Annotated in this window: 14 protein-coding genes; all 14 read right to left on the bottom strand. The window is 47.4% G+C overall.

The features are described from left to right. Positions 1 to 5 precede the first annotated feature (5 nt). The 14 genes from JNUCC31_RS28540 to JNUCC31_RS28475 all read right to left on the bottom strand — a co-directional run bounded on the left by JNUCC31_RS28540 (position 6) and on the right by JNUCC31_RS28475 (position 17,917). Positions 6 to 1,484 (bottom strand): AraC family transcriptional regulator, encoded by a 1,479-nt coding sequence (locus JNUCC31_RS28540; protein WP_192266706.1) that lies wholly within the window; start codon positions 1,482 to 1,484, stop codon positions 6 to 8. Between the two features lie 286 nt (positions 1,485 to 1,770). Further along, entirely contained in the window at positions 1,771 to 2,769 is a 999-nt protein-coding gene (locus JNUCC31_RS28535) for an ABC transporter substrate-binding protein (RefSeq protein WP_192266705.1), read from the bottom strand. 180 nt (positions 2,770 to 2,949) lie between these two features. After that, positions 2,950 to 3,324 (bottom strand): hypothetical protein, encoded by a 375-nt coding sequence (locus JNUCC31_RS28530; protein ID WP_192266704.1) that lies wholly within the window; start codon positions 3,322 to 3,324, stop codon positions 2,950 to 2,952. Continuing rightward, on the bottom strand, positions 3,317 to 4,009 hold the full coding sequence (locus JNUCC31_RS28525) for a 3'-5' exonuclease (protein WP_192266703.1): 693 nt from the start codon (positions 4,007 to 4,009) through the stop codon (positions 3,317 to 3,319). Before JNUCC31_RS28525 ends, JNUCC31_RS28530 begins: the two co-directional genes overlap by 8 nt. Positions 4,010 to 4,033: 24 nt before the next feature. Then, a complete protein-coding gene (locus JNUCC31_RS28520) occupies positions 4,034 to 4,984 on the bottom strand; it encodes a class I SAM-dependent methyltransferase (RefSeq protein ID WP_192266702.1) in 951 nt (316 codons plus the stop codon). Positions 4,985 to 5,016: 32 nt separating this feature from the next. Then, positions 5,017 to 5,613 carry a histidine phosphatase family protein gene (locus JNUCC31_RS28515; protein WP_192266701.1) on the bottom strand — a complete coding sequence of 199 codons (597 nt, stop codon included), beginning with the start codon at positions 5,611 to 5,613 and terminating at the stop codon, positions 5,017 to 5,019. Further along, the gene (locus JNUCC31_RS28510) at positions 5,610 to 7,913 is read right to left on the bottom strand and encodes a class I SAM-dependent methyltransferase (RefSeq protein WP_192266700.1); all 2,304 of its coding nucleotides are present in this window, start codon (positions 7,911 to 7,913) and stop codon (positions 5,610 to 5,612) included. Before JNUCC31_RS28510 ends, JNUCC31_RS28515 begins: the two co-directional genes overlap by 4 nt. 47 nt (positions 7,914 to 7,960) lie before the next feature. Continuing rightward, positions 7,961 to 8,770, bottom strand: a complete 810-nt coding sequence (locus JNUCC31_RS28505) for a phosphotransferase family protein (protein WP_192266699.1) — start codon at positions 8,768 to 8,770, stop codon at positions 7,961 to 7,963. A gap of 77 nt (positions 8,771 to 8,847) precedes the next feature. Continuing rightward, a complete protein-coding gene (locus JNUCC31_RS28500) occupies positions 8,848 to 10,434 on the bottom strand; it encodes a helix-turn-helix domain-containing protein (protein ID WP_228469289.1) in 1,587 nt (528 codons plus the stop codon). 57 nt (positions 10,435 to 10,491) lie between these two features. After that, positions 10,492 to 11,499: a FecCD family ABC transporter permease gene (locus tag JNUCC31_RS28495; protein WP_192266697.1), complete on the bottom strand. Its 1,008-nt coding sequence runs from the start codon at positions 11,497 to 11,499 to the stop codon at positions 10,492 to 10,494. Continuing rightward, positions 11,496 to 12,497, bottom strand: a complete 1,002-nt coding sequence (locus tag JNUCC31_RS28490; RefSeq protein WP_192266696.1) for a FecCD family ABC transporter permease — start codon at positions 12,495 to 12,497, stop codon at positions 11,496 to 11,498. Before JNUCC31_RS28490 ends, JNUCC31_RS28495 begins: the two co-directional genes overlap by 4 nt. Before the next feature lie 329 nt (positions 12,498 to 12,826). Next, a complete protein-coding gene (locus JNUCC31_RS28485; protein ID WP_192266695.1) occupies positions 12,827 to 13,825 on the bottom strand; it encodes an ABC transporter substrate-binding protein in 999 nt (332 codons plus the stop codon). Between the two features lie 107 nt (positions 13,826 to 13,932). Next, positions 13,933 to 16,053 carry an IucA/IucC family protein gene (locus JNUCC31_RS28480; RefSeq protein ID WP_228469288.1) on the bottom strand — a complete coding sequence of 707 codons (2,121 nt, stop codon included), beginning with the start codon at positions 16,051 to 16,053 and terminating at the stop codon, positions 13,933 to 13,935. Then, positions 16,025 to 17,917 (bottom strand): IucA/IucC family protein, encoded by a 1,893-nt coding sequence (locus tag JNUCC31_RS28475; RefSeq protein WP_192266693.1) that lies wholly within the window; start codon positions 17,915 to 17,917, stop codon positions 16,025 to 16,027. Before JNUCC31_RS28475 ends, JNUCC31_RS28480 begins: the two co-directional genes overlap by 29 nt. Positions 17,918 to 17,956: the final 39 nt, after the last annotated feature.

Below are 17,956 nucleotides of genomic sequence, written 5' to 3'. Positions count from 1 at the left end.
ATCCTTCAAGCCATAAACCGCAGTATATCGTCGATCTTTTTCCCATGAGATAGGACACCATAGTTCATCCAAGTCATAAAATCCACCTCATATACGTGACCGCTTTTCACGGCTGGAATCCGTTTCCACTCATCTCTTTGCAAGAGCTTTCGCTCTTCTCCGGGATGGCCAGAATCCGCCTTGTCAAATGTAATAAAGAGATGATCCGCCTCAAGCTGACATAACTGCTTTAGCCCAATGCCGACTCTTCGGTTTTGACTCACCCATTGCTGAACTCGAACATGCGGGGTTAATCCGAGATCCTGATAAAGTACTGGCCCCACGTAACCATATTGGTTTCCGTAAAGTATAATTTCCGATGCTGAAATTCGCAAAAAAGCAACCGTTTGTCCACGCATAACACGGGCCAATCGTTTCTTGGCTTCCTGCGCCTTTTCCTCATAGTCACCTATTACATCCTGCACCCGGCTTACTTTACCCAGCACATCCGCTGTGGATTTCAAAATAGAACGCCAGTCCTCACCCTGATGATCCACATAAAACGTAGGTGCTACTTGTTCAAACCGCTCCAAGTTCCAGCGTTCGTATCCGCCGTTCAGCATAATAAACTCGGGGACATTCGTCTCATTAAACCCTGCATCCAACTGAGTAACATCGAATTCAGGAACATCTTCCAATCCCAAATAGTGTTGTCTGCCCCAGGAACGATGGGAATATTGCAACATCGGCCTTACTCCAAGGGCCAGTACGAAGTCTTCCAGATAAGGTGCAAATACACGCGCGTCTTGACGATGATGACGCCGATACAATCCTGGTGAAATGCCAGCATACTGCTTAAAGCGACGGCCGAAATAATACTCGTTATTAAATCCCACATTCTGAGCAATATCATGCAGACGATCATCCGTTAGTTGCAATAGCTGTTTGGAGCGTTCCAATCGAACAGCATTCACATAGTCAAGCGGAAGCTTACCCGTACTTTCTTTGAATTGCCGAGTATAACTGGCCCTGGTTAGCCGGATATCAGCCGCTAAATCGTCAACCGTTATGGCCTGATTATAGTATTCGTGAATATAACGAATGGAACTTTGAAGCCGTACGCGGTCATTCGGTTCCTCGGTCTCGGGATCACTTTGCCGAAGCAAGATCCTGAACCATTCCTGGAAGCGTAGTTGTACCTCCCACTGTTCCAGCCAATCACAAGCTGTCTGTTGGCGTAATATCTGTGCCAAGGGTTCCAAACAGGAACTCCACGGACTGTAATTTAGCTCGATAAGAGATAATGATCCTTGGATATCTATCCCTTTAAGAAATCTATGGTGCTCAGTCGTGTCTCTCCTATTCATACAGTTCGAAGTATCCTCTTTCACCTCAGCCACCGTCAGATCCAGTTTATAAAATTGCAATTCATTTTCTGTTCCAGTAGAATCTTCAATTACAATGGATTTTCCAACGGGAACAAATATAATCATTCCTTTTTCCATACGGATTTCCCTGTCCGAGCAGGCCATTGAACCATTTCCACACGTCACAACGAATAGGGATTGTGAGTCAGACATCGGGTATGCGAGCCGTTTCGCTACATTGGGCTTATTTCGATCTACATATTCTATATGTCGAAGTGAGCATAACCAAGGCTTGGGAATCCATTGTTTTATCGTGGGCCACATGTTCATCTTCCTTAATTGAGAATTATTATCATTTAAAATAGTGTAAACGAAAAAAGAAAGCTCTTCAACCCTATGGGAAGAACTTTCTTATAGGATTATCTTATGGAGTCATTTTTTGCAAGAGATCATCAATCTTCATTGAATTCGCTATGACGGCTCCCGATTGCCAGTGTGATCTTTCCATCATGTACACATGTTTGTTTTTAACGGCCGGAAGCGACTGCCACAACTTTCCGTCCAATACTTTGATGGCCGCCTCGTTCTCTTTGGAAGACCAATTTCCATTGGAAGGGAACACAATAATGTGGTCTGCATCCAGCTCCGGAATCGCCTCTTCTGACAGTAACTCCTGATATTCCTTCATGTTAGCTGCCAACGGATGAGGTGTTAATCCAACATCTGAATAGATAAATCCTGCAAGACGATTCTTCACGCCAAACAAAGCTAACGTCTTCTCAGTCACATTCAGGCGTACAACAGCTACTGTCTCATTTCCAATCGCTTCTTGTAGCTTTGACTTGGCATCTGCAATCTTGCCTTCAAATTCAGCCACAACTTCTGCACCCTTTTCCGGTTTACCGACAACATCGGCAATGGTTGTCAAGATCTGATTGGAATCCTGCAAAATTTCCTCAGGCAAACGATACGTCGGTGCTACCTTGGAGTACATCTCATATGTCCCTGCATCCACTCCATCCACAATGATTAGATCCGGATCATATTGAAGCAACGCTTCAATACTCCCGGTCAAATCGAACCGTGGCACATCCAGATCCAGATATTCCTGTACGCCCCACATCGGATTATACCACTGTACTACAGGCGTGATATCAAGAGCCTTGAGATAATCTTCCACATAGATACCAGCAATCCGCTGCGGATGCACCGGGATCGTCACATCGCCGAATTCATCCTGAACAACACGCGTCTCTGCTTCTTTTTCTGTTGTTTCAGATGTATTTTCACCTGAAGCTCCAGCCCCGGATGCAGGATCCTGCTCTACCTTCGACTCCGAACTTGCACTACAGCCCGTTATAACTACAACCATGAGTAACAATATGATCGTCCACCCTTTAAACCCTTTACTGAATCTTACCATGGTACCCTTCACCCCTATGTAATCTGTTGTTGTATTGGTGAGAACTCCCTTTATAAATAATGATTATCATTCTCACTCAATGCTTAGATGAATTGTACCTTATGCTGTGTAAAATCCACAATACACATTCGAGGCTATTTTTTTATACAAACGAAAAGAATATACAACGGTCACCCCCGCTTAACGCAGGGGCAATGTTCCTAGTCGATAACATTCAAGCAATTGCATAACAAATGAATCCTGCATTTCGTCCTGTAACAAAGCGGCACCAATCAAACCAATATCATCACTGACATAGCCCGCCAGTTCAGGATCATCCGCAAGAGCAATCGTTCGTTTGAAAGCCAGTTCCCTGCACGCACGAAGTACTTCTTCTTCCACGACGTCAGACTTCTGAACAAATCGTTCAAATGCCTGCATCCACTCATCGGCAAATTCGGAACCATCCCGTTGATTCAGATAGGCTTCTACATCCAGTCCTTCGAATGTCTGCTGATTAAGAATCCGCCCCTCATTCAAATCAGCCAGCAATTTATCCGCATCCACTCTACTCATCTGGCTTCTCTCCTACAATCGGTGCTGTCAAATACATCTCAGGAATCACAAAACGCTTCATCACGCTTCCCCCATCCGCCGTAAAATGATTCAATGAAAGTGCCTGATATTCATTCAGAACATGTTCAAAAATACGAGCAATGACACCACAATCGGCCAAGGCATTGTGCCTGTGAACCCCTTCTGTGTTCAAGTCGTAATAACGGATCAGGAAATCGGTAGAGATGATCTCGGAGATTTCAGGATGAATATAAGTAAACATCGCTTTTGTATCCAAAACCGGATTGGTAAACATAAGCAGCCCATTCATATCACAGTGACGTTTCAACATGGGCAAATCATACTCATAACCCGCCTGTGTTACTAACACCTTATCCCCGATGAATTCCAGAAAAGCCTGGTATGCTTCTGCAAATGAGGGGGCCTGGATCATATCTTCATTTGAAATGCCCGTTAACTTCGCGACCGCTTCCGGAATCGGTTTAAAGGCACATGCAAGTGAAGTGAACGATGAATCTAATGATTCTCCTTTTTTGTAGTTCATTGCACCGAATTGGGTCACACTCTCCTCTGCCGGATTAATCCCTGTGCCCTCAAGATCAAATATGCAGTACATCCTATCTTGCAAGTGAGAGACTTTTAGCTCTTCAACAGTGTACGTATTAGGCATAAACGTAATCTTCATTTCACGGCGTGTCCCCTTTTTCATCTAGTCCAGTCGCGTAATTCGCGTCATTTGCTGTGTTGGTGTTATCCAAGTTCGACATACAAAGTACTGCGGCAGTTGATCTACGAATGACTCTATGAAAGGAACACTCGGCGCATAGAAGAATGAACCTCCTGGTTTTAGCGATCTCAATAACTCCATATATTTCTGAGCGTATGCTTCCGGTTCGCCGTCTGCCTTGAGATGATGATGTGTAAAATGGTTGGAGAATGCCAAATGGGATATTATCGTCCCCCACTGTCCCTGTTCAAATGAAGCTTCCATCCAACCCATGCGTCGTAAAAACGGCCACTCTTCCGATTCCTCCACCTGTCTGTCCATCCCATAAGCTTCTATTTTTTTATTACGTAAAAAATGGACCAAATTGGCCTGCGGACCGCAGCCAAGATCAAGCACCGGTTGATGCAGGTGCTCTATGTCCAAGCCGAGCCAGGCTACCTGCAGATTCGCCGAATACTCCTCACACGGCACCCAGAACAGATGTGGATCCATTGTATATTTTTTAAACAAGCCCTCGCCGTTAGTCTGTATTAGAAATGTTTTTAACTGTTGATAATGCTTCTGGAAAAATTGCTGTAATACCTCTTCCCCTGCCCTCTCATTCTGCAAAAGAGACCAGATCCGCATAAATTGATCTTTATATAATGCCGCCAATTGCAGCTTGTCTTTGCTCGTAAACTGCATAAACTGGTTCACCTGGAGAAAATGACGGATTCCTTGCTCTGCTAGTTTAATTGTAAAATGATTTAATAATCCATCTGTAAAAATACGTTCTAATGCTTTTGCAACTTGAGCGCGATATTTCATTAGCCAGCACAACGTTCGCGGAGATGGCCCTAATGTAGACTTGCCCCCATTATAAAATAAACTTTTATTGTCATTAAAACGGATTTGTTGCTCCAAAACGGACCCTATCAACTTGAGGTTCAACATGATCGCCTCCTATCGTCGGTAGAACGCATATCTCACAGAAACTCCCCGTGTTCATCCCACAATCGTGTTATCTGAACCAGCCTGCCTTCACGATCAAACTCCAGCTTGTAGATGTCCGGCATCGTTGTATTTGCCCAGAAGTCATAACCATAGGATGGATCATAGTAATTGAAAATCAGGGTCATGATATCTCCATGGGTGCCAATCACTATTTTTTGTCCCTCATGCCTATCCAGAATTCGCTGTATAACAGCGATTGCCCGTGCCCCAGCTACTTCGCCAGATTCTCCACCTGAATAGGCAAATGCAGGATCATCATAAAGCCTTTGTTTGGCTTCCCGAAAATGTCCATGCTTCACTTCAGAACCTGACAGCTCCCGCTCACGCAGATCTTCTTCAGTGACCACAATGCCGCCTGACACTTCGGCCAATCCATGAATGGTATCCACGGCCCGTCTGTAGGGGCTGGAATAGAACAACTGGATTTGCTCCCGATGGAGCAGGCCCGCAACGGTTGCTGCATCCCTTTTGCCTTGTTCCGTCAGACCTCTCTCGCGTTCCCGTCCTTCCATATATTCAGACTCCGCGTGTCTTACAAAATATAAAGCCGTATTGGCTTCATTCGTCATCTGTCCGCCATTCCTTTCTTTTTTTCAATCACAATCAGGCAGGTGCTGTCTGGCAAAGGTGCAGGTTGACCATGTTCCTCCATAAATAGTATTCGTTCTCCAAGCGCCTCCGTATATCCTTCCTGAAGAAAGTGCTGAAACGTTAAAATCTCGGCCCGATCTCCCAGCGCTTCGTGAATACAGTCCTCATATGCCGACGGGGTAAATATGCCGAATTGCTCCTGAATCTCATGTACATATGCTTCTTCGCCCCACGTATAGGTGTACAGAAATTCCATGGCATCGTTGATATCCAGCACCGCCTCATTCTCAGAAATCCGCTCGAATTCAATGCTGCGTCCCTGGAAGTCCTGTGCGTACCGCTCCAGCCAAAGCATCCCATCTGGTTCAAGGAAACGAATTCGGCGCTTCTGTGCTTCGGGTTCAGTCATAATGCCATCCCGGATCAGAATTCGGCCACCGGGGGACAACACATTAAACGAACTTCTCAGCGCAGCAACGACGGTATCCCTGTTAAATCTCCGTCCGTCACGTTCAATATACGAATACAGTTCATGTAGAATGGATGAAAAAATAACCGTATCCACCGTGTCCGGCTGTACGTATTGATCCAATTGAAGAGCATCTCCCTTCAATACTTGCCAGCGATGTGCCTCCCGCTGCTTTTTGCGCTCCAGCGCCTCAATGACATTTGCTGAGATATCAATACCAATTGGCTCCATATCAGGCCGTTCCTGCTCAATGAGATCGAGCAAGATCCCGCCACCGGGACCGATATCCAGCACACGTTTGCCAACCATATAATCCAGCAGCACTTTTTTGTAGTCACCTGAACTGTTCATATCGGCCAGATACGTCTCTTCATTATGGAACCGATCATAGGCATCCCGGCGCAATCCAAACAAGTCAAATAACAACAGCACAGCCTTCTCGTATAATGGAGACTTTTCTGCCTCAATACAGAACGCAATCAGCTTCTCCGCGGCCGGGGAAAATTCAAATGTCACAAATACCGTATCCTGCAAATCCGGATGCCGTTCAATCCGATGTGTCAGATGGGGGTATGTGATCGACTCACCTTCTTCAATCTGCACCCATGAATATTGCTCCAAATACTTTTCAATCATTCGTTTCTTGTAAATATTCAGTTTCTTGACACCTTTGTAGTCATAATACATCGTGTTCATTAAGGGCTCGAAGCTGATATGTCTCACCACATCCATTTGTTGCTCCTGCGAAGCCGATTTCCGGTCCGCTTCTTCGGTTACTCTGCCTGTGATCTCCGTCATCGAATCATCAACCGCCTGCTTCAATGCTTCGCTATTCAGTGTTAACAGGAAGATCTTAACCATCTCCTGCAACGAAAAGTCGTGCATCGCTGACTCCACATACCATAACGTCCGATGAGACAGAGGACCGAGTGCCCTTTCCAGCTCTAGCTCGGCTTGAAGTTTGGTATATGATTCATTCAACGCCTCTCCTTGACGAATGGACGAACTCCGCAAACGGGAAAGCCGTTCTCTCACAGTCCAGTCCGTATGATTCGGTTCTGTGATGATCCAGCCTACGATATGCTGCACTTCAGCCTGAACCTGCTTCCATAGCGCTGAATCTACGCCAGCAATGATGCATTCATTCAGCGCCATCAGGATGGCCTGCAATTCATCTGCGGTCAGCCACCCTAGCGTTATAAACGAATACAGCGGGGCATTTTCAGCAAATGGGATTTCTCCTCTGATGTACTGACCGATAAGTCCGTGTGTAGCAACTAGCGTTCGAACGATCTCTTGCCGAGGTGTGGGTGATCCAGATACAGTGTACGTAGTTGGTCTACTAATACTTGAACTTGCATGCTCACTTGAAAAGTCACAAAGAGATTCCGATCGAGATGAATGTATCTCGTCAAGATTGACTTGATTGCCGTGCAAATTCCCAACACTTCCATACATCTCGTATAGCTGTGCTGAACCCACATTGTGCACAAACAGGTTTACCCCCTGTTTCTGCCATATTCGCCGCTGTTTCAGTGATCCAGCCTTTGCCGTTTCCGACCAGACCAGCACGTCCTCCAGAATTTCTCGCACCCAAAAAGAAACTTGAAGCTGCTCCAGCACCTGAAGTGTGCGTTCTACATAATCCAGTACCGGATTCGTTCCTTCCAGCTCTGCTATGGAATGAATGCGCTCCAGGTTAATATTCGGCTGCTCCGCAGCTGTCAGTAGCTGCAACCAAACGGGCTGCTCCGCCTCCTTGAGATGGCCTGACTTGTAAGATTGTATGGCCTTTAATGAGTGCAACATGGAATTCTTCACCTCGTTATCCTTGTTAGTTAAGTTAAAATATGTCATTACAGTAGTCGAATACGATCCTGCACAAGCTTAATTAACTGATCCGCTTCTCTTGCAGGTAACCTTTCGTCAAGACGTGCCGCAGCAACAGGTAGAATCCAGGCATCCAACTCCTGACGGGATATCCCGGAAATCTGTATATAATGCTGGATATAATGATCCAACATTACATTGCGAGCCAATTCAAATCCCCTGTGAACAGCCGGGTCCGTATCCTCTGGCAACGTGCCGCTCATTAAAATTACCCAGCTGCGTGCCACATCACCCGCCGGATCACCCGACATGCCTGTCATCCAGTCTATAACCCAATATTGATCTTTTGTTTCATTCAACATGACATTATCGGGATGAAAGTCACCGTGACAAATTTGCTTTCGCTCTGGAAGAGTCGACAAATATGCAATTACCAGTGCTTTATCCTCTTCCGACAATAGAGAGGTATTCCGAATGGCTCCATTAAGAATCTGCTTTTGTAAGGGGAGTGCTCCTTCATCATCCTGCTGGGCGTGAAGCCTATGATGACAGACTGCCATTTGACGCGATAGTTCTTCGATTAGCACGGGTTCCTGAATCATGAGGGATAACATTGTGTTGCCTTCAATCCGTTCAAATATGATCCCTTTGCGCGTTACATCATCCATAAACAACCTTGCCTGCGGCACAGGCAGGCCCTTCCGGTAAACCACTTCGGTAATTCGAAACTCATTCTGAACAGCTTCGGCTGGAAAATCCGCATGGTATAACTTCATAATCTGTTTCGATGGGTACTCATAGATCTCAGCCGTTCTTCCTTGCCCAATCCGTGTCATTGTTCATTCCCCCTGATATGAGTACACTTCCTAATTAATGTGCAATCCCTTGTTGAAACGCTGCAGCTCAGCGCTGGTTAGCGCTGCTGATGTTCACCCACGGCTGCCATCAATTCATTCATAATCCGCTGTCTGCCGAGCGGAGTCCAGCTCATCACAAACCAATTGGGAATGCGCTTAACTTTCCCATCCTTTACCGCTGGAATCTGTGACCATATGGGTGTTCTCGTCAACTCGTCATACATGTTGTCACTACCGGCGATAACATGATGATGATGAATTAACAAATGTTCCGTCTCCAATACAGGCATGGCCTCCGGTTGCAGCTCCATCCGCCACAGTTCTGCTGGAGACTGATTGCCCGGGCGCAAACCGAGTTCACCGTACACCAGCTCATTGAGCGGGTGATTCACCGTGCCCTGAATGCCAATCGTCCGGTGGCTCACTTGCATGATGGTGATTCGTTCCTGACCCAGTATGCGGCGCAATGTCTGTCCTGTGGTCTCAATCTGCACTGCCAGGCGCGCCAGCATCTCCGATGCTTCACGTTCCCGGTTCACCAACTCGGCAATTTTCTCAAAGTTCCCTTTCCAATCCCACACAGAGAAATCCAGAAATACAGGCGCAGCCGTTTGTTTGAACTGCTCTCTGAACGCTGTATGATAATGGTCGGCGATAATCATATCCGGGTTAGACTGCTCCAATTCGAGCAGTTGGCTGTGCAATTGTTCTGCATACTGCCCATTACTCTGACCTGGGTACTGGAACAAATCCACTACACAGACTGGCTCAATTCCAACTGATTTTAGATGGTCGTCGAATCCCAGCGAGGATGCTACAGCCACCTTTAATTTGCCTCGCTTCATATATAATGTAGGGGATACGCCCACCATGCGCTGAAACATGCGGCTAAAGTAAAATTCACTCCGAAAACCGACCGCAGCGGCCACTTCCTTCACCCGACTATTTTTCATGTTCAGCATTTGCTTCGCCCGGTTCATCCGCACATTGCTCAGATACTCCACTGGCGGCAGACCTGTTTCATTTCGGAACAAACGTGAAAAAGCAACCGGCGGCATGCCACCTGCTGCTTCAGCCAGCTGTTCAATGCTTACTTTATCCATATAGCGCTGCTCCATATATTGGATGCTCCGTTCAACCCGTTCATCCATTATTGTTGCTGGCTGTTCCGGTTCATTTTGCACAATAACCTGAATTAATTCCTCCAATTGAATTCTCAACTTCAGCGAATCCCGATTTCGTTCCTTCCGACTGTGATGATACAGCTGCATGATCTGTTGAAGGATCTGTTGCGGATGATGCACGGGAATAGGCCCTGGTGAAAGTGCACCGGATAAGGACAGGGATGGCAATGCTTCATATCTACCTCTGGTTTTGGTTAGCCGGATCGGTTCAAACCATATGCCATAATATTCAAATGTACTGCCTTGTTCCGGGAATTCCACAATCATGCCGGGTACAAGCAAATATAACTGTAGGGGACGAGCCTTCTGCAGCGTACCATCCAGTACAACAACACCTTCGCCCTCTGTAATAAAGCATAATATGTATACAGGAACCCGAACATGTTTGGCTTGTCGGGTCATTGGAAACTTTCGTTTGCGAACTGAAGATAAAAGATAGATTAGATTGGCTTCATTCACATATGATGGCATGAAAAGATGCACCAGCCCTTCTTCCATTCTGAATCCTTCTCTTCATTATATCTCTCTGCGTCGCAACAGCAAATACATCATATATGGAGCCCCGATCATTGCCGTTATTAATCCCGCTGGGATCTCATAAGGAGCGAACCATGTCCGTCCGGCAAGATCTGCAAGCATGACGATCAGCCCTCCAAGCAGCGCCGCTACCGGCAAGCGAACCAGATTCCGGGTGCCTACCAGGTGTTTAGCCATGTGCGGAGCCATTAAGCCAACAAACCCAATCGTGCCAGCCATCGATACCGCAGACCCGGCAAGTCCTACACTCATTAAAATGAACAGAATCCGCATGGTCTCTACCCGCAGGCCCAAACCAGCGGCCGACTGGACATCCAGCAAGAACATATCCAGCCTTCTGGACATCCAAATTAATAGTAGAAACAGGATGAACAACCACGGTAATAGAGGCCAGAAGTGTTCCCAAGTTCGCCCATATAGACTGCCTGCCATCCACACGGAAGCTTGGGAGACCCGAAATATTTTGCCCACCGTTAGCAAATACGTGATTAACGCACCTGCCATTGCAGATATGCCCACTCCAATCAACAGCATGCGAACCGTGGAACTCGCCTCTCCTTTTCTCCATGACAATCCATAGATTACTGTGGCTGCGAGAAAGGCTCCCATGAAGGCAATCCAAGGCATATGCCGCATCGGAAAAGCAGGAACCAGCACCATGACGGCAACCACCGCCGCAGCCGCACCCGAATTTAGCCCGATCACACCTGGTGACGCCAGAGGATTCCTCGTAATGACTTGCAGGATTGTACCCGCTAATGCCAGACCGCACCCGACCAGAAAACCGGTCAGTACCCGGGGCAGCCTTAACTGATGAATGGTGAAGTGATATTCCGGGTCTCCCCTGCCCACCAGACTGCGCAATACTTCTCCAGGAGGGATGGAGCGATCTCCCAACATCACATTAAGCACAAGCGCCCCCACATTCAGCAGCAAAAGGATTAAAATAATGGTGAATGCACGTCTCTTTATAATAGAAGAAATCATATCGATCTCTCCTTTCTTTGGGCCAAATAGATGAGGAACGGCGCACCGAAGAAGGCTGTAACCACCCCAACAGGAATCTCCTGCCCAGGCAGCACAAATCTCGCCCCAATATCTGCTGTGAGCAGTAGTAGTGCCCCGAGAACAGCAGAATACGGAACTACCCAGCGATAGTCACTGCCTGTTATTAACCTCGCAATATGCGGAACGGCCAAGCCGATAAATCCAATCGGTCCGGCAAGCGCCACTGCACTGCCAGCCAGCAGTACAATGGCAATAATACAGATGATCCTGATCATCATCATGCGCTGACCCAACCCCTGAGCGACTTCATCTCCTAAGCCAAAAATGTTCAACTGGCTGCTTACTGCAAACGCACAGATGATTCCAATGAGCAGATAAGGCAGGATTTGAATAAACAGTTCCAGATCCCTGCCTGTTAATGAACCCGCCAACCAGAAGCGCATCGTATCCAGAGATTGCTCGTTCAATATGAGAATACCTTGTGTCAATGATGCAAACAGCAAATTTAATGTAGCTCCTGCCAGGACCAATTTGACTGAAGATAAGGGGTGTCTGCCCGTGGAACTGAGAAGAAAAACCAGTACGCCTGCTACCGCCGCCCCTAACAGAGCAGACCATGCAAATAATTGCAGAGATGTCGTTCCCAGCCAAAAGGAAGCCAGCACCGCCGTAAGTGCAGCGCCATAATTAATGCCGAACAGTTCAGGACCTGCCAGGGCGTTGCGGCTAATCGCCTGCATCAGACACCCTGCCACAGCTAGCGAACTGCCGACCACAGTGGCAATAACCGCTCTTGGCAGCCTGACGGTTTGAATAATAAGGTGTTCACGCGATCCGTCAAAGGCATAGAACGTATCGACAACAGAACGCAGTGGAATCTGTACGATGCCATACATGATGCTGAATAGAAACGCGAGAATTGTTAACACGATGATTATTGCCAAACCAGTGAATTTAAACCTGGTGTTTGTGTTCATTTTTACGCCTCCGACCTGCATACTGCTTGATTGATGTACTTCAGCATGTTTAATAATTCCCCATTCAACTCGCCCTGGGTACAAAATGTAGACGTACAGAAGTATTTCGATTCTGTAGAAATTTTTCCTTCTATTATAAATAGGTAACGAATAGGGGCACGAATACAACGTGGTACGAGCTATATGTAGAAAAATCAGAAAAATTGGATCGTCACATTCGACGACCCAATTTTACAGTTAAGCTATAACCACATGAAAGCATCATGGCAATGGTTAATGTTCTAATTTCCCATTCCATTCTTTCCGAGAAAATGCAGCATGTTTTGCCTTTAGCTGGCTACATACGTGTTCAGGTCATCCACGACCTTGTTTACAGCCTGAATGCCCAGTCCGCTCATCCAGTACTCCCAGTCTACCGGGTACAGAGCTTGATTTTGGACTCCTTTTAACGTCGCCCACAATTTACTTTTCTCCAGCTTGGCGAACGCATCCGGCTCACGGTTAAACCAGAAGATTACGTCACCATCGAGATCAGCAATCTGTTCTTCCGTAATATCCTTGGAGAAGCCTGCATCCTGCTGTGCTGCGGGACGAACAATTCCGGCATCTTCCATAATCGTACCTGCAAAGGTCTCTTTCAGATAGACCTGAATTTTGTCTTCACGGGGGCGGAACAGCGATACTTCCTTGGCATCCTTGCCTCCAAGCGTGGACTTCAATTCCTCAATGCGCTGCTGATATGTATCCAACAGCTTCTTGCCCTCTTCCGACTTGTTTACCGCATCGGCATGAAGCTGCAGATTGTCTTTCCAGGTAACCCCGAGTGTTTCTACAAACACCGTAGGTGCGATTTGTTTTAACTGATCATGGATGGCATCATGTGTATCTTTATTACCAATGATCAAGTCCGGCTTCAGTGCATCGATAGCCTCCAGGCTTGGTTCATTCACCGATCCGATATTCTCAATTCCTTCAGTGCCTTTCAGATAGGCCGGGTAAGGATCGCCTGCTGCCAGGATGGAAGGTGCGCCTACAGGTTTAATGCCCAACTCCAGCAAATTATCCAAGGCCCCGATGTCCAGTACAACAATTCGACTCGCATTTGCCGGAACCTGAACCTCACCATATGCATCCTTGACGGTACGTGTATCTCCAGTATTGGCTGCGGTTTCTTCCTGCTTTGGTTCCGTCGGATCTGTTTCCGCTGCTGAACCGTTAGCGGCACCCGATCCGGAATTTCCGCACCCCGCAAGCACCAGCATCAGAACTGCCAGCATAACCAAATGTATCCATGGTTTAAGTCCAATGCTCTTTCTCTCTGTTTGCATTCCATCCAACCCCCTGATTCTTTTTAACTATCTAATCAATAATGATTATCATTATTAAAACAATATCCCACAATTCCAGTTTTTGTCCATGCAATATTCTTTTGATCTCATATACTATTTTTTAATTCATCCTCATCTGGCCCATAATTATCCATAAACGTATGAGACAGTGGATTGGTAACCTGATGAATCCGCAATTCATCATCCAGAAACAAGCGACGCTTCGTCAATTGTTCTACTCCGATCTCAGAATCAAACAAGGAATACAGCTCATAACGTTCGTGAAATTCAGGGAATCGCTGTTGGTAGTCGGTAATGATCTTACGCGCACTGTGCCAGAACGTCTGCTCTCTGATCTGGTAATGCTCCTGCATGAACAAAGCCAGTTCTCCAAGATTGATAAAGAAAAAGGCATCGTGTATAAAATCCCGCACTTCTGCCGGTTTGTCCGTTTCCAGGAATGAATTGCGGTTCACACGACGATGATATTCGGGCACCTCGACAAGCGTTGGACAAAGCTTTGGATCGGCAAGTGCCTCTCTTGTAAATCGAATTCCATCGTGAAAATCCTTTAGTGCAATGCGCGAAGGCCGTCCTTCCCGGTGAATAAGCAGCATATTCTGTGCATGAGACTCCAACGCAATTCCATGAGCGAATAACCAGTGAATGAGCGGTCGTACCGAAGTCTTCAACAGCTCGGACAGCCATTCATCAGCACCCAGCCTTTTTACCCAAGGATCAATCACCGGTCGCCCTGCATGGTCCAGTGTAGCCAATGCATTAAACGGAATCGCTGATTCTCCCGGTTCCAACCGGGAATGTACACTTGCCCTCCAAATGCAGGACAGCACACCATACGAAAGGGGCTTCAACGCATCCGGTATCTGATGATTGTCGTATGCAACGCCTGCAATCTCTCCCAGAAGAATGACACGCAGCTCATCCCTCATGTAAGGATCTTGCTTGTTAATTCCCTGCAGCCAGTCGGTAATGAGAGGGGCATTCTCCACCGTATGCGGGGCGATCACCCTCCCTGTTGATGTGTTGATCATACTAAGCGACAGCTTCAAGCAGGGTGAATTCGGACGTGATCGGTTAGCCAGAGTGCGGATCGACTGTTGAGCAGTATATCGGTCTTCGCTGCTGCCAAGCAGTACGATGCTCCTGTTATGAATATCCTCCGCAAGAACAGAACTGATCGTGGTTCGCCATTGCCACGGATGGACTGGCAACAGCACATACTCTGCCGGATCAGCACCCATTTCCCGTAAAGTGGTGAGGAAGCGCTCCAACACTTGTTCGCCAAGTTGATCCTGAAGCCAATCCCTTGTAGTCGGTCCATGTTCATTCGCGCCATGACTTATACGTGCGTTTTGCTTATGAACTCCGACCCATATCGGTCTAATCCATCCGCCAAACTCGGGTCCATATTCAAGCTGATCTTCGATTCGAAAACCGATACGGGATTTATAACTCGGATGGTACGGATGACCTTCGATAATTCCGCTTTCCCAATCCTCATCGGGAAGAGCATGGAGATCGGTCTGCCGCTCAGCTCGTACATATCGCGCCATCGTGTCATTGATCAGCGTCTGCTCCAGTTCTTTAACAAAATGCAGCAGTTTCCCTTCATCCGCGCCTATAGCTGACCCTACTTCCAGCAAAAATAGTAAAATCGACTCCGCTTCTTGTCCGGCCGTAGTTCCGGGCTGAATTCGTTCTCCCTTTGGGATGCTGCTACATTCCGAAGCTGGAGTCCCATTCACACAGACACGTCTTATCATCGGTTCATGGTTCAGCCTCAGACGACCAAAGGTGAGATGTTTTGTTCCCTTGCATGTGTAGATGACCCGTTCGCCGTTCAGACCAACACCCTCCATTTCCCAAACGTTGAACCCCTGCTCCTCCCTTGAGCTATATTCTATAACACCTTCGTACATCAAGGATTCAACCAACTGCCTGAATATGCGTCTGCGTGCATCGGTATAGTGCTGTGAAGAAAGGGCTGCGGTGTACAGCTCTCTTTGCTGCTCTTGCCAATGCTCCTTCTCCACTGCAAGTCTAGAACTTGCAACACCATTTCCTGAGTGGTTAGAGGATTCCTTTAAGCACAACGGTTGCCTATCCTGTTCCTCGTCATGGCTCTGATATTCAGATATTCTCGTGCTTTCCGTGCGCATACGCTCTCTCCCTTCCTGATTAATTCTGCCGTACTGGCCTGTAGACATGCAGTGGATTACTTACCCGGTGCACACAATCCCCAGGCCCTTCATGAATTCGCCTTCTGGTCAGTTGTTCCACTTCGATCTCGGGTGCAAAAACGTCAAACTGTTCAAATCGTGCCTGTAACTCCGGAAAACGCTTCTGGTAATTCAAAATCACTTCGGCAGCCATTCGCCACCATTGCTTTTCGCCCAGACCAAAGTGCTTCTCCAAGAAAAATGCCACTTCGGTCAGATTGATAAACAGTAATGCATCCAACATAAAGTCCTTCACCTCGGAAGGATCTTTCTTCTCCACAAACGAATTGCGATTCACCCGCTGATGGTTGGCAGGCGGGTATTCAATATCCGGGTATCCATGCGGGTGAGGAATGGATGGACAGTACCGGATACCGTCATGGAAATCCTTAAGCGCGATTCGGCTAGGCCAGCCCTGTTTCAGCACAATAATCATATTCTGTGCATGCGATTCCAGCGCCGCCCCATGTGCGTACAGCAAATGGATCAGCGGTATCACCGCAACATTCAGCAATTGCCGTGACCAGCGCTCCAGTCCGTATTCGCTTACCCAAGGTTGAATAACCGGTATGCCCTGCGGATCAAGATGCAACAAAGCATTGAATGGCAGGGCCTCTTCTCCCGTCCGCAAGCGCGGATGCAAACTTTCGCGCCAGATGGCTCCAAGTGATCCGTATATTTTTTGCTCAAGCACATTGGGCAGTTTCTGGTGATGGTACGACACCCCCGCAATCTCCTTCAGCACGATCAGACCAAGCTCATTCTGCAGAAATGAATCTTCCTCCACCACACGACCCAGCCAGTCCGAGATCCGGGCTGCATTCATGATCGTATGCTGTGCCAGAATTCGTCCAGATGACGTATTCACCATATTCAGCGGCAGTTTGACATACGGTTTATCGTGATGACTCACATTTGTCAATGTGCGAATGGATTGCTGGGGACGGTACGTGTCACCTGCCTGGCCCAGATACACCATCTCCCCTGTTCGGAGTTGCTCCGCACACGCCACCGATATTATTCGCTCCCACTGCCAGGGGTGCACGGGGACGAATACATATTCATCCACACTTGCATACCCATTCGTATTCTCCTGCTCCTCGATACCGGCTTTGAAATCCAACTTCAACTTCAATTTCACATTCAAATTCACATCCGTGACAACTTCCTGCAAAATCGACTTGAATGTCTGCATTTCCTGTCCCAGCTCATTATGGATAAACTCCGCATAGGTATCCAGTGAGGACGAGATGGATATTTGGGCTGCATCCTGTTTCATTGCAATCCAGACCAGCTTGAATTCGGGTCCGAACTCTGGTCCATAGGCTTGATTGTCAGAGAGCGTAAAACCAACTCTGGATTTGTAACAAGGATGATACGGATGCCCTTCAATCAGGGCAGACTCCCACTCGTCATATTCCGATACCTGAGGTTCGGTCTGACCAGCACGCCATCGCACGGACAGCGTGTCCTTCAGATGAGTTTGCTGAAGCTCATCCATGAATTGACCCAGCTGGGCTTCGGATGTGGGAATATACGCTGCAATCTCCAGTAAAAAAAGGGGAATGGAGTCGGCTTCCGCTCGTTTTCCCGAAGTTATCCGTATAATCGGTTTATCTGACAACCGGATGCGGCCAAAGCTCTCTTTTCGTACAGCCCAAAAAATGTATTCCACCTTCTCCCCTGTCTCCGTCTCCCCTCGCAGTGTATACTCTGCCTCCGCATGATGCTTGATCACCGGTTCACTCAAGATTTGCTCATACAGAAATGACTCCACCAATTGCCTGAAAATACGTCGCCGCACCCATATCCACTCTTCGGACCTGACCAACGATGCTGTTAGACCGTTCATACGACACCTCCCATGATTGCACTGCCTCGGAACGTTCAT

This window comes from Paenibacillus sp. JNUCC-31 (assembly GCF_014844075.1).
In the GTDB taxonomy this organism is placed as follows: domain Bacteria; phylum Bacillota; class Bacilli; order Paenibacillales; family Paenibacillaceae; genus Paenibacillus.
This window is presented reverse-complemented; position numbering and strand designations above follow the sequence as displayed.